The organism is Sporosarcina obsidiansis (assembly GCF_009651005.1).
Taxonomy (GTDB): Bacteria; Bacillota; Bacilli; order Bacillales_A; family Planococcaceae; genus Sporosarcina; species Sporosarcina obsidiansis.
Genome location: NZ_WHVW01000002.1, coordinates 1 through 13,388, shown reverse-complemented (window position 1 = coordinate 13,388; position 13,388 = coordinate 1). Strand labels below are relative to the sequence as shown.

Sequence of the window (13,388 nt, the reverse complement as noted above, 5' to 3'; positions counted from 1 at the left end):
GTATAGAAGAACCCCCTTTTCTCTCTGTATGAGGAAAGGGGACAACACATTTAAATTACACGTTGGCTTAGAAAAACGGTAAACGAATAAAATAACCAAGGAGGACGCAAATAGTCGTGGACACGATCGCACCCGGAATGGCAAATAAGATATATCGCTGTATACTCATTCCGCTCATCCCTGAAACGTAACAAACAAAATGCCGCATGCCTGGCAAGAAATAACCGATTGTCACCGTCCAGGAACCGTAGGCCATAAACCAACGCTCTATCTTTTGCATACGATGGGGGGAGAGGAATAGATAGCGGCCGAACCGATGAATGAGCGGTTTGCCAATTTTTCTTCCGAGCGTATATGTGAACAATGTCCCGACCATCACGCCGGAAATCGTAAAAAATATCGTAAAGACAAAACGAAAAGTACCAGCAGATGCCAAATAGCCTGCAAATGTCACGATTAATTCATCTGGCATCGGTAACCCAAGGATACCTAGTGCCAAAAAGAAGAAAACGGAGAGATAACCATACTGAACAATATATTCCTGAACATGCTCCATTTTAAAACCTCATCTACTTATGATTGCCACGCTCCAATTCTATCACCGACCTGCACTTCTGTAAAAGGGGTATTTATCGGAATAAAAGTGCTTTTGTTTTCAATGAATAAAATTACCGTCGAACCGAATGCAAAGTGACCGAAATCTTGCCCCTTCACACAGTCTGTTGTTGAATCTGCAATACGAATGCTATTTACGTTCAAGGCGCCCACTTTTACAATAGCAATCCGTCCAAACGTACTTTCTATCTCCGAAATGAGCCGATAATTAGTAGAGAATAATTCATTTTTTAAGCGAATCCCTAGATCGTTTACTGGATAAGAAGTCGTTCCTAATGCATAGCGACTAATTAATTTCCCGGAGATCGGATAATGGAAATGGTGATAATGACGTGGCGATAGGTAAAGCAAATAATAATAGCCGTTTTCATAAGGCTGCGCTTTGTATTGATCACCAAATAGGGCAGTGAGGCTGTATGTTCTGTCTTTTACGACAAATTGCTGTTGCTCATCAATGGGGCCTGAACAGCTTAGCACTCCGTCGACTGGCGAAACCAAAACATTTGGGTCGCTATCAATAGGGCGGCTATCAGCTTTTAAAGACCTTGTGAAATAATCATTTAAGCTACCATATTCGTTTATTGGGAATTCCGCTTCTTGTTGCTGAATATGATAGAAAGAAGCAAACGGCTTGATCAGTGGCTTGCTGATGGGTGAAGTAGTAAATTGTTTTAATAGTGAAGAACTAAACGGATGAGCCGTTAATTCGACAAATGATTGGAAAATATGCTTTTTCATCTTTTCTTCCTTTCCATGAAAGTTTATAATAGGTTAATCAACGAGGAGGCAATGAGATGTTTTCATTCAGGTATTTTGATTATACTAAAATAAAATTACAATTGGCTAACATCATAACACTTTTTAATTTGAGTTTAGGGATTATCGCTATTTTACTTGTGTTAAAAGGTCATGGGCATATGAGTTTAATGTTCATTTTCTTTGCAGCAATTTTTGATCGATTTGATGGGATGGTGGCTAGGCATTACCATGCTGAATCATTATTTGGAAAGGAACTTGATTCACTTAGTGATTTAGTTTCATTTGGAGTAGCACCGGCTATTCTCATCTATGAAGTTGCATTGTCGCAAACATTGTGGATTGGTGTAACAGCAGTTATATTTTACATTTTGGCAGGTGCAGTACGTTTAGCCCGTTATAATGTAGAAGAGTTTGATGGAACGTTTTTCGGTTTGCCGATTACAGCTGCAGGTGTTTTACTGACCTTAAGTTATTTTGCTGTACCGTATATTCAAGCGCCATATTTCGTTATTTTCATGGGAGTTCTAGCTTGGTTGATGGTGAGTCGCATACGTATTGCAAAAGTCTAAATTACGTCTTGTAGGGGAGTCGCCTACAGGACGTTTTTCATTGTGGGAAACTTTCACAACATCTGCAATTCTGGTATGCTTAAGGAAACGAAGAAGGGGTGGTTGAAATGTCAGGACCCGCATTGAGACAGCTTCATTCACATAAGGCGATTCATGAAGGCGGTCTCTCAGGAGCCGTAATGAAAATGGAAGATTTAGTAGGTTTTTTGGAGCAAGGTGAGCAAGAAATGATGAACCGAGCTTGTGATGACTTACTAGACTACTGGAAGACCAGAGTTATCAGTCATGCAGATGCGGAAGAAGAAGGTTTCTATAAAGAGATCCTTGCAGAGAACCCGGAACTTGAACGGGAGATCATCCAACTTACCCGTGATCATGATTTGATGCGATTGGTTGTACAGGATATTGAAGATTTGCGCCAAACGGATCAACAGATTACTCCTGAAATCATGCAGAAGTTTTACGGTTTATTGGTCATCAATGAATTACATAGCCGAGAAGAAGAGCGTTTATTATTCCGGTGAAATATCCGATTATTATAGTAGGAAAAGGAGGTAGGAACCATTCAGAATCCATTGGACATACTAGATAAGTATTTTGGCTATTCACAGTTTCGTGAAGGACAGCATCGAGTTATCGAGCAAGTACTGCAAGGAGATGATACGCTCTGTGTCATGCCGACGGGCGGAGGGAAGTCTATTTGTTACCAAGTGCCTGCTTTAGCAATGGAGGGAACTGTTCTCGTCATTTCTCCGCTCATTTCATTAATGAAAGATCAGGTAGATGCATTGCACCAACTAGGCATCCCTGCTGCCTATATCAATAGTACACTATCCAGCGAAGAATATTTCGGTACGATGGATAACGCTTTGGATGGCAGGTATAAGTTATTATACGTAGCACCTGAGCGGTTAGATTCCGAATCTTTCTTGAATCAACTACAAAAAATGACAATTCCTCTAATCGCCATTGATGAAGCACATTGTATATCTCAATGGGGACATGATTTCCGTCCGAGTTACCGGAATATCCATCGTATTTTAGACTATTTAAATAGCCGGCCGATCATTCTTGCACTGACAGCGACAGCCACACCGGAAGTTCAAGAAGATATTTGCCAGCAATTGCATATACCGCCTGCAAGTCGTGTGGTAACAGGATTCGAGCGGACAAACCTGGTGTTTTCTGTAGTGAAAGGTCAAAACCGTGATCAATTCGTCAAAGATTACACTCAAAAGAACAAGAACGAATCGGGTATTATTTACGCTGCGACTCGAAAAGCTGTTGAGCAGGTATATTTGACACTGCAAAAAAGTGGCATTTCTGCAGCGAAATATCATGCCGGCTTATCCGATCAGGAAAGACAACATCAACAGGATCGATTTATTATGGAAGAAGCACGTGTCATGGTAGCGACAAACGCTTTCGGAATGGGCATCGATAAATCCAATATCCGATACGTCATTCATTACCAAATGCCGAAAAACATGGAGAGTTATTATCAAGAGGCCGGTAGAGCGGGACGAGACGGGTTAGATAGCGATTGTTATCTTCTGTTTTCTTCACAAGACGTGCAAACCCAGCGCTTCCTCATTGAACAGTCCCCGGATCCATCTCGTGTATCGAATGAAATCAAGAAAATGCAAGTGATGGTAGATTACTGTCATACTGAAGGCTGTTTGCAGAAGCATATTATCACATATTTTGGTGAAGAAGAGGCTACAGACTGTAAGCGATGCGGCAACTGTACGGACACGCGGGAGCAATTTGATGTTACAGTCGACACACAAAAAGTGCTATCTTGCGTCATACGGATGGGACAGCGGTTCGGTAAAACGATGGTTGCCCAAGTATTAACAGGCTCGAAAAACAAGAAACTGATGGAATTTAATTTTGATCAGCTCACGACATATGGTCTGCTGAAAGAACGTAGCGCGAAGGATGTAGCGGATTTCATCGAGTTCTTAATATCCGAGAATTATTTGCAAGTGGAAAGTGGACCGTTTCCGATCATTTTTGTTACAGAGGAAGGGAAGGATGTATTACTTGGAAAAGTGAAAGTCTGGCGTAAGGGCGAGATGGTGACGACGGTCGTCGCCAAAGACGATCCGTTATTTAATGAATTACGTTCTCTGCGCTTGAAATTGGCACAAGAAGCAGGAGTCCCACCATTTGTTATTTTTTCAGACAAGACGTTGCGTGATATGGTAGCCAAAATGCCAGCTTCAGATGAACAACTGCTGACGGTGCAAGGTGTAGGGGAAACAAAGTTAGAACGTTATGGGGATGTATTCTTGGAAGTCATCCAGGAATTTGCAGCTCAGCAAGCATAAAAGGAGTCTACTCAATCAGTTTTGATTGAATAGACTCTTTTTATATTAGACAATTCACTGATTAGAAGCCACCGTATCCGAATTAGCTTGAAGTCGGGAGTTTTTATAATGTCTCGCTTCGATTCGGCGACACAAAGCTACTAATAAGTAGACTAGTGGTGTATCGAGAATGGCGACAACAAATTTGAAAACATATTGTGTTAGGATCAGACCGAGTAAAGCACTCAATGGCATAGTACCATAAAACGCAATTGCAATGAAGATTACCGTATCGACTAATTGACTTGCCATTGTAGAGGCATTATTACGAATCCATAACTTTTTCTCGCCATGTTTCTCCTTAAGTTTATGGAAAATCGTCACGTCCAAATTCTGGCTGACGATATAGGCGATTAAACTGGCAAGAGTCACACGGAAGCCTGCTGAAAAGATCGTTTGAAAGGCTTCTTGATCTTCATAAAAGGGAGCTGCCGGTAAATGAATCGCGAGCCAAATAAAAAAGATGGATATAAGCTGTGCAATCAAACCAGTCAATACAGTCTGTCGTGCTGCTTCCTTACCATATGTTTCTGTCAGCACATCCAAAATTGGATACGTACATACATAGACTATTGCCGCAGCTGGCAATACAATCCAGCTACCGAAACTGACCAATTTTATAGCTAAAATATTAGATAGAATGAGTAGACCAACAAAAATTCCACTTAAATAGTATCTCATCACTTACTCACCGATTATCTACTTTCTCAGGGTAAAGATCGTGCTGAAACAAACGCTGCTCAGCCATTTGTTCAAATTTCGTGCCGGGTTTGCCGTAATTACAATAGGGATCGATGGATAAACCACCACGCGGTGTGAACTTGCCCCACACTTCAATATAGCGCGGTTCAAGTAGTTCAATTAAATCATTCATAATGGAATTGACACAGTCTTCATGAAAATCACCATGATTACGGAAGCTAAATAAATAGAGCTTGAGCGATTTGCTTTCGACTAATTTTCGATCTGGAATGAAGCTAATATAAATCGTTGCGAAATCAGGTTGTCCAGTTTGAGGACATAATGATGTGAATTCCGGACAATTAAATTTTACGAAAAAGTCACGTTCATGATGTAAATTATCGATTGATTCAAGTAGACTGGGATTATAAGAATAATCATAAACAGTATTCTGGTTCCCTAGTAATGTTAAGTCTTGTAAAGTTGATTCATCTCTTCCTGCCATTTAAAAAACCTCCTGAGTGTGTAGCCAGGGAGGTTCATAGACGGGTTGAATTACGATCTCTTTTCTGCAAAAAAGGCTGCTGAAAATAAAGAAAGCCATGTCAATGGACATGGCGAAAATTCATCATCCATAGTTTTTTATAGAGGGTCGCTATGAACCTCTCCCGGACGGGTTATTCGTTTCAAACAAGACATTACTGGATTGTGGTCGTTTTGTCAACAGGCCGTGTATCTTTTCGGAGACCATACAGCGTGAAGAGTGCCACAATGAACAAAATCCCACTCGCTACCATAAACGCACCCTGAAAACTTACATCCAATACACCAATAGTGCTAGATCCCGCCACGACACCAATTGAGAAGAATGCATAGAAGAAGCCATACGCCTTACCTCTAGATTCAGGTTCGGTGGAATCGATTAACAAGGAATTGATGGACGGAAATAGCAAAGCAAATCCGATACCATACACAATCATGGCCGTCATCATCCATGGTAATTCATTTACTTGGGATAAAAACAGCATACTAACGCTCATGAGAAACATCCCGATCGCGAGCGTCAACATCGGCCGTGCTACGTCAAAAATCCGATTGACCGGAAGAAGGAATATCAACACCGCAACTAAGCCGAACACACTTAGTAGCATGCCTGTTGTCTTTGCATCAAAATGCAAGAATTCCACTTTCAATGGAAGGACGAGAGCAAGGACACCTTGTGAAAACATTAGGAAAAAGGCGCCCAGAAACGCTCGGATAATCCCTGGATGACGGAAAAACGCCAAAGGTTTGACTGCTTTTTGTGCATCTGTTTTTATTTTTCTGACGTATGTAAACGAACGTAAAAATAAAAAAGCTCCGATCGTCAATAGTAACATGAAGATGCCATTAATCGTCATAATGGTTACAACACTCGTCCGAACGGAAACGATCCCGCTAAAGGCAGGGCCCAAAATAGCTGCCAAGCCAACAAAAGCTCCAGATATTGCTGCATTGCGACCTCGTTTCGAACGTTCGGAACGATTCGCCAGGAAAGTAAACGCCGCAGGGATAATAAGACCTTCCGTTAACCCATGCAGAAAACGAATGCCAATCAATGTCATGGGTCCTTCAATGACTGCATAAGAGAACAAAGACAGTGCCGAAGAAAACAAGCCAAACAGCAAAATGTAAAAAGGCCCTCTCCGATCGGTTAAAATACCTGAAATTATATTACCGAACGTATTGGCAAACGAATAAATCCCGACAGCCAAACCGATAATGAAAGAGGAAGCGCCTAGTTGCATGGCAAAAGGACTTATAATAGGAAGCTGTGAAAATAAGTCAAAGAAAGAAAAGAAAACAATTAAATAGACAAAAAAGCGCATAATAGACCCCTACTTTACAAATAATTCAACTGCTCTCTATTTTACCATGAAACCAACTGAAATAAACGGAACTGCTTTACATGATTCTTCCTGGATATGATTGCGTGACGTTTCAGACTAGTAGTAAAGGCAAAGGGCGCCTTTAAAGCTAGTCTTCCAACGCCTGTCGGAGCTAAACAGCCGTCTCCACTTTTGGTGAAAATATTCGCAATCTATTATCCTTCGCTGTAAAATGAGAAAGGTAAATAAGAAAGAAGAAGGAGATGGGTTGGCGTGAATAACAAAATTCGAGTAGGAATCGCAGGGTACGGAAATTTAGGTCGTGGGGTTGAATCGGCTATTAGTCAAAATGAAGATATGACATTAGTTGGAGTGTTCACGCGAAGAGAGCCAGCGGACGTCCAATTGCTTTCAAAACAAGTGCCCGTATACAAATTGGATCAAATTGAATCATTTAAAGAAGACATCGATGTGTTAATTTTATGTGGTGGTTCTAAAAATGATTTACCCGAACAAGGTCCTGCGTTGGCAAAAAACTTTACAATTATTGATAGTTTTGACACGCATGCGAAAATACCTGAATACTTTGCTGCTGTCGATGAAGCGGCACATGCTGCGGGGACAACAGCTATTATTTCAGTTGGCTGGGACCCAGGCTTATTCTCGATCAACCGTCTACTAGGTGAAGCGATTTTGCCAGAAGGCGCAACATACACATTCTGGGGTAAGGGATTAAGTCAAGGACACTCGGACGCAGTGAGAAGAGTCGAGGGAGTCAAAGCAGGCGTTCAGTACACATTACCAGCTGAAGAAGCCATCAATCGTGTGCGTAGCGGTGAACAACCTGAACTTTCCACGAAAGAAAAACATACACGTGAATGCTATGTCGTATTAGAAGAAGGGGCTAGTGAAGAGAAAGTTCGTGAAACTATCGTTACTATGCCTGATTACTTCGCAGATTACGATACGACTGTCAACTTCATCACAGAAGAAGAGCTTCGCCGCGATCATGCGAAAATGCCACACGGCGGATTCGTTATAAGAAGCGGAAAAACAGGCGAAAACACAGATCAAGTAATTGAATTTTCATTAAAATTAGATAGTAACCCAGAATTTACTTCAAGTGTATTGGTAGCGTATGCACGGGCAGCATATAAATTACAACAAAAAGGCGATACAGGTGCAAAAACTGTATATGATATCGCACCAGGCTTGTTATCCCCGAAATCACCAGCTGATTTACGGAAAGAACTGTTGTAATGGATTTTTGATTGGTATGTAAAAAGGGAGGCAGGATCTTTTATGAAACTGGATAAAACTTTAGAGATGCTGAAAGAATTGACGGACGCACGCGGTATCCCTGGCAATGAACGGGAAGCGCGAGATGTCATGAAAAAACACATCGAACCATTTGCTGACCAAATAGAGCATGACGGCCTTGGTTCATTAATCGCTCTCAAAGAAGGTGACACGAACGGACCGAAAATAATGATCGCTGGTCACTTAGATGAAGTGGGTTTTATGGTTACAAGAATAGACGACAAAGGCTTCATTTATTTCCAAACAGTAGGCGGCTGGTGGTCCCAAGTCATGCTTGCGCAACGAGTTTCCATCGTAACACGTTCAAATGAGACGATTACGGGTGTGATCGGTTCTAAACCGCCACATATTTTACCACCAGAAGCACGCAAAAAACCAGTCGACATCAAAGATATGTTTATCGATGTGGGAGCTGCCTCAAAAGAAGAAGTTCTAGAATGGGGGATTCTTCCAGGAGATATGGTCGTTCCATATTTCGAATTCACCGTCATGAAAAATGAAAATTATTTATTGGCCAAAGCTTGGGATAACCGAATTGGCTGCGCCATCGCAATTGAAGTGATGAAACAGTTGAAAGACGAGAACCATCCAAATCGCGTATACAGTGTGGGGGCAATTCAGGAGGAAGTGGGATTGCGTGGAGCAAAAACTGCCACGAATAAAATTCAGCCTGATATCGGGTTTGCAGTTGATGTGGGAATTGCAGGTGACACACCAGGGATATCATCTAAAGAAGCGGTAGGTAATATGGGAGAAGGTCCACAAATTCTATTATATGACGCATCGATGGTCTCACATAGAGGACTTCGCAATTTTGTTGTGGAGACGGCAGAAGACCTGGGCATTCCCTATCAATTTGCGACCATGGCAGGTGGCGGTACTGATGCTGGATCCATTCATTTGAGTGGTACAGGAATCCCAACATTAGCCATCTGTATCCCAACTCGCTACATCCATTCGCATGCCGCCATGCTCCACCGTGAGGACTTTGAAAATACAGTCAGGTTATTAGTTGAATTAGTAAAACGTTTAGATACAGAGAAGGTAAAACAGATTACATTCGAATAAATCCATAAGACTACAGCGGTACCTATTTGGTATCGCTTTTTTCAAAACAATTCTATTAATTAATAAAAATTCATTTGACTTCATAATTATACATATGTATACTAGTTCATACATACTTCAAAGAGACGGTAGGGGATGAAGAAATGGTGAACGGAAATCAAACGAAGGCAACTATAGAAAAAGATACGCTAAAAGGACGCGATTTTTTGACGCTTCTCGACTATTCGAGTGAAGAAATTGCATATTTACTACAACTTGCGTATGACATGAAACAAGATACATTAGCAGGTATTATGCCACCTGTATTAGCTGGTAAGACACTCGGAATGATCTTTGAAAAGCATTCGACGCGTACTCGGATTTCATTCGAAGTAGGGATGATTCATTTAGGTGGACATGGTCTATTCATGAATGCTCGTGATTTGCAGATTGGCCGTGGAGAGTCAGTTTACGACACGGGGCATGTCCTTTCAGAATTTTTAGATGGTGTCATGATTCGTGCAAAGTCTCATAAGATGGTGGAAGAGTTAGCAGAGCACACGTCTGTTCCTGTCATTAATGGATTGACAGACATTTTCCACCCATGTCAGGCTATGGCGGATTTATTGACAATTAAAGAAGTGAAGGGCGATTTGAAAGGCTTGAAGCTTTCGTATATCGGAGACGGCAATAATGTCGCCCATTCATTGGTAATCGCGGGAGCACATATGGGAATGAATGTGTCCGTTGCGACGCCAGAAGGTTATGAATACAATGCAGGCTTGTTAGAGAAAGCTAAGAAAATTGCGGATGTAAATGGAGGTAGTGTCACGGCTACGTACGATCCGATCGAAGCATCTTCTGAAGCGGACGCAATCTATACGGACGTGTGGACTAGTATGGGGCAAGAGGAAGAATCTGCAAAACGCTTAATAGATTTCAAGGACTTCCAAATCAACGATAAACTCGTTGGTCATGCGAAAAAGGATTATGTGTTTTTACACTGTCTGCCCGCTCACCGTGAAGAAGAAGTGGCGGCATCCGTAATTGATGGACCGAACTCTTACGTATTTCAGCAAGCAGGTAATCGTTTGCATGCACAGAAGGCGATTTTAGCTTCTTTATTATAATGAAAATTTGGCTGCTTTCCTGGTAAATAGGAGAGCAGTTTTTTTGCTATAATGTCGATGTGATGTTCATTTGCTTTAATATCTCATTGAGACCTTGGAGGAAACATGATGCTTACCTATCTACTCGTATTTTTAACTGCTGCCATACCAGGATTTGAGGTTCTGGTTGCTGTACCGTTAGGCATCCTTCGTGGTTTGTCACCAACAGTTGCTATTGTAATTGGGTTTGCTGGGAATGCTTCCACAATTCTACTAGAGATCATCGTTTTTCATAAGGTAAAGGCGTGGTGGGAAAGAAAAAAGAAGAAAAACGTGACGAAATCATCTAAACGAACAGTGCGGGCTGAGAATATCTGGAGACGCTATGGAATTTTGGGTTTGGCCTTACTGGGTCCTGTATTAATTGGGTCACATCTTGCTGCATTTTTGGCTTTAACGCTTGGCTCATCTAAACAACAAACTGCTACCTGGCTTTTACTCAGCCTTGGCATTTGGTCCATCGTATTTGGGGTGCTAGCAGCTTTAGGTATTGATGCATTTCAATGGTTTCGTCATGGTCTTTCTTAGGACTTGAAATCGTTAAAAGACAAATACATTCTTATGTAGACAGAATAGTTAGATAATGTATATACTATATTTGTAAAGTAAACCCAATGAATCTTGCTTACATTCATAGTAGGGTTGATCTGCGCATAGAGTACATCCGGGGAAACATATTCAATCCAGCTGCGCACATGCATTTTTCATTGGAGCAAATGGGACAAGTTGCTGAACAATTGGCAAGAAGAGGGATTGATGATTTTCACTTCTACTAAAAAGGGAGCGGATGGATATGATGCAGACACCGTTAATTTTATCATCATTTATCACAAGAGCTGAACGATTTTTTCCTAACAAAATGATCATTTCACGTACAGGAGAGGATCGCATTCAACGGTTTACTTACCGTGAATGGGCAAAGAGAACACGGAAATTATCGAATGCGTTAACACACTTGGGGATGGATAAAGGAACAAAGGTGGGTACCTTTGCCTGGAACCACCATCGGCATTTGGAAGCTTATTTTGCCGTACCTTGTACCGGTGCGATCCTTCATATGATCAATATTCGATTGTCACCTGAACATATCGTCTATATCATTAATCATGCAGAAGATGAAATTTTGTTGGTGGACGAGGAATTTTTCCCTCATCTTGAAAAAATGGCACCGATGTTGAAGACGGTGAAACATTTTGTTGTGATGGGTGACTCCAAAGTCGTGCCTAAGACATCCCTAGAAAATGTTCATTCCTATGAAGCGCTGTTAGATAGTGCTTCAGATGAATATGACTATCCCGAAGATTTAGATGAAAATACGCCAGCCGGTTTATGTTATACATCGGCTACGACAGGGAATCCAAAAGGTGTGGTTTATACGCATCGAGGACTTGTTTTGCATAGTTTCGCACTCGGGCTTGCAGATGCAATGGGTCTTTGTGAGCGTGATATCGCCATGTCGGTTGTTCCGATGTTCCATGTCAATGCGTGGGGGATACCATTTGCTAGTGTATTTTTCGGTACAACGCAAGTATTGCCAGGGCCAGGCTTTAATCCTGCTGTACTATTGGATTTGATCGAGTCGGAAAAAGTGACAATCACTGCTGGTGTGCCGACCATCTGGTTGGCTGTATTAAAGGAACTGCAACAGAATCCACGTGATCTATCATCATTACGTGTGATTGTTTGCGGAGGTTCCGCTTCCCCGAAAGGACTAATTCGTGCTTTTGAAGAGAAGTACAATATTCCATTCGTAGTGGGCTATGGAATGACAGAAACGAGTCCACTTGTTAGTCTGTCCGTACTGACTTCCTCGATGGAAGATTTAACGATGGATGAGAAAATCGAAGTGCGTGCAATGCAAGGTTTAGTTATGCCTGGTTTAGAGATACGGGTCGTCAATGAAGAAGGCGAAGTTCCGTGGGATGGCAAGACAATGGGCGAGCTCACAGTAAAAGGACCGTGGATTGCGAGTGAATATTATAAAGACGATCGGACGGAAGAGGCATTTAAAGATGGCTGGCTCTACACGGGAGATATTGCAGTCATGACCGAGGATGGCTATTTGAAGTTGACAGATCGAACAAAAGACTTGATTAAGAGTGGTGGTGAGTGGATCTCTTCAGTGGATCTGGAAAACGCACTGATGACGCATGATTCTGTTTATGAAGCAGCAGTCATTGCAGTACCTCACGAAAAATGGATGGAACGACCGCTTGCTTGCGTTGTGCTACATGATGGCATCGCAGAAGACGATAGCAAAAAACAAGAACTGAAAGAGTATTTAAAAGGCCAATTCGCCAGTTGGTGGGTTCCGGACGAAATTTTATTCGTTAAAGAAATTCCAAAAACATCCGTAGGGAAATTCCTGAAAGCCGCTCTGCGCGACCAATTACAGGAGCATTATCAAGGAAGCTGATGTAAACTTACACAACAAAGAATCCTCTACTTTTATTAGTAGAGGATTCTTGCAGACTGTAGACAAACTCCGGAAATTTGGAGTTTTCCTACAGTCTATTTTCTTTTACAATAGAGTAAACGCCAGGAAAAGTTGATTTCCGCTGCGGATGGACGCTTTCCGCGGGCACGGCCTCAGCCGCTTCCCTCGCTGCGCTCAGTCCAGGGTCTTCGGCTCGTGCTGTTCCCGCAGGAGTCGCCATCCTCCGCTCCAATCAACTGGGTGCCTGTTGAACATTTATTTGAGGTGATGGACATGATGACGAAAAACCAGATGAATGAACGCGAACAGTTGGAGATGCTCACCATAGAACAGTTGGTGCCGCAAGATCATCTAGTGCGGAAACTGGACGCGACCATCGACTTTTCGTTTATCTATCCACTCGTCGAGGATTTGTATTCGACCATCGGACGTCCCAGTATTGATCCTGTAGTCTTGATTAAGATGACGTTCATACAATATACCTTCGGAATCCGCTCCATGCGACAGACCATCAAAGAAATCGAAACGAATGTGGCATACCGCTGGTTCCT

At 42.0% G+C, this 13,388-nt stretch carries 14 protein-coding genes and 1 riboswitch; of the genes, 9 read left to right on the top strand and 5 right to left on the bottom strand.

Going from position 1 to position 13,388, the window contains the following annotated elements; translation table 11 throughout:
- Positions 1–67: 67 nt before the first annotated feature.
- The gene (locus GD002_RS01710; RefSeq protein WP_153730608.1) at positions 68–556 is read right to left on the bottom strand and encodes a DedA family protein; all 489 of its coding nucleotides are present in this window, start codon (positions 554–556) and stop codon (positions 68–70) included.
- Between the two features lie 17 nt (positions 557–573).
- On the bottom strand, positions 574–1,353 hold the full coding sequence (gene asd, locus GD002_RS01705; protein ID WP_153730607.1) for an archaetidylserine decarboxylase: 780 nt from the start codon (positions 1,351–1,353) through the stop codon (positions 574–576).
- A 56-nt stretch (positions 1,354–1,409) separates the two neighbouring features.
- Between asd and pssA the strand changes: the two genes are divergently transcribed.
- The 3 genes from pssA to recQ all read left to right on the top strand — a co-directional run bounded on the left by pssA (position 1,410) and on the right by recQ (position 4,276).
- Positions 1,410–1,943: a CDP-diacylglycerol--serine O-phosphatidyltransferase gene (pssA, locus tag GD002_RS01700; protein WP_153730606.1), complete on the top strand. Its 534-nt coding sequence runs from the start codon at positions 1,410–1,412 to the stop codon at positions 1,941–1,943.
- 107 nt (positions 1,944–2,050) lie between these two features.
- On the top strand, positions 2,051–2,467 hold the full coding sequence (locus GD002_RS01695) for a hemerythrin domain-containing protein (protein ID WP_153730605.1): 417 nt from the start codon (positions 2,051–2,053) through the stop codon (positions 2,465–2,467).
- 39 nt (positions 2,468–2,506) lie between these two features.
- Entirely contained in the window at positions 2,507–4,276 is a 1,770-nt protein-coding gene (recQ, locus tag GD002_RS01690; protein ID WP_153730604.1) for a DNA helicase RecQ, read from the top strand.
- Between the two features lie 54 nt (positions 4,277–4,330).
- On the opposite strand, the gene GD002_RS01685 is transcribed toward recQ, so the two are convergent.
- The 3 genes from GD002_RS01685 to GD002_RS01675 form a co-directional block, all read right to left on the bottom strand.
- On the bottom strand, positions 4,331–4,996 hold the full coding sequence (locus GD002_RS01685; protein WP_153730603.1) for a queuosine precursor transporter: 666 nt from the start codon (positions 4,994–4,996) through the stop codon (positions 4,331–4,333).
- A 7-nt stretch (positions 4,997–5,003) separates the two neighbouring features.
- Positions 5,004–5,501 (bottom strand): preQ(1) synthase, encoded by a 498-nt coding sequence (gene queF / locus GD002_RS01680; protein WP_153730602.1) that lies wholly within the window; start codon positions 5,499–5,501, stop codon positions 5,004–5,006.
- A 123-nt stretch (positions 5,502–5,624) separates the two neighbouring features.
- Positions 5,625–5,668, bottom strand: a riboswitch (PreQ1 riboswitch).
- Positions 5,669–5,694: 26 nt separating this feature from the next.
- Positions 5,695–6,864, bottom strand: coding sequence for an MFS transporter (locus tag GD002_RS01675; protein ID WP_153730601.1), 1,170 nt, complete (start codon positions 6,862–6,864; stop codon positions 5,695–5,697).
- A 273-nt stretch (positions 6,865–7,137) separates the two neighbouring features.
- Here GD002_RS01675 and GD002_RS01670 point away from each other — a divergent pair, with 273 nt between their 5' ends.
- From GD002_RS01670 to GD002_RS01645, 6 genes are all read left to right on the top strand, one after another.
- The gene (locus GD002_RS01670) at positions 7,138–8,124 is read left to right on the top strand and encodes a diaminopimelate dehydrogenase (protein WP_153730600.1); all 987 of its coding nucleotides are present in this window, start codon (positions 7,138–7,140) and stop codon (positions 8,122–8,124) included.
- 42 nt (positions 8,125–8,166) lie between these two features.
- Positions 8,167–9,252: a M42 family metallopeptidase gene (locus tag GD002_RS01665; protein ID WP_153730599.1), complete on the top strand. Its 1,086-nt coding sequence runs from the start codon at positions 8,167–8,169 to the stop codon at positions 9,250–9,252.
- Between the two features lie 143 nt (positions 9,253–9,395).
- Complete coding sequence (argF, locus tag GD002_RS01660) at positions 9,396–10,361, top strand: ornithine carbamoyltransferase (RefSeq protein WP_153730598.1); 966 nt, start codon at positions 9,396–9,398, stop codon at positions 10,359–10,361.
- A gap of 108 nt (positions 10,362–10,469) precedes the next feature.
- Positions 10,470–10,928, top strand: coding sequence for a small multi-drug export protein (locus tag GD002_RS01655; protein WP_153730597.1), 459 nt, complete (start codon positions 10,470–10,472; stop codon positions 10,926–10,928).
- A gap of 265 nt (positions 10,929–11,193) precedes the next feature.
- Positions 11,194–12,816 (top strand): long-chain fatty acid--CoA ligase, encoded by a 1,623-nt coding sequence (locus tag GD002_RS01650; protein WP_153730596.1) that lies wholly within the window; start codon positions 11,194–11,196, stop codon positions 12,814–12,816.
- Between the two features lie 294 nt (positions 12,817–13,110).
- Positions 13,111–13,388: transposase (locus GD002_RS01645; RefSeq protein WP_194841432.1), on the top strand; the 278-nt coding region annotated here is incomplete at its 3' end.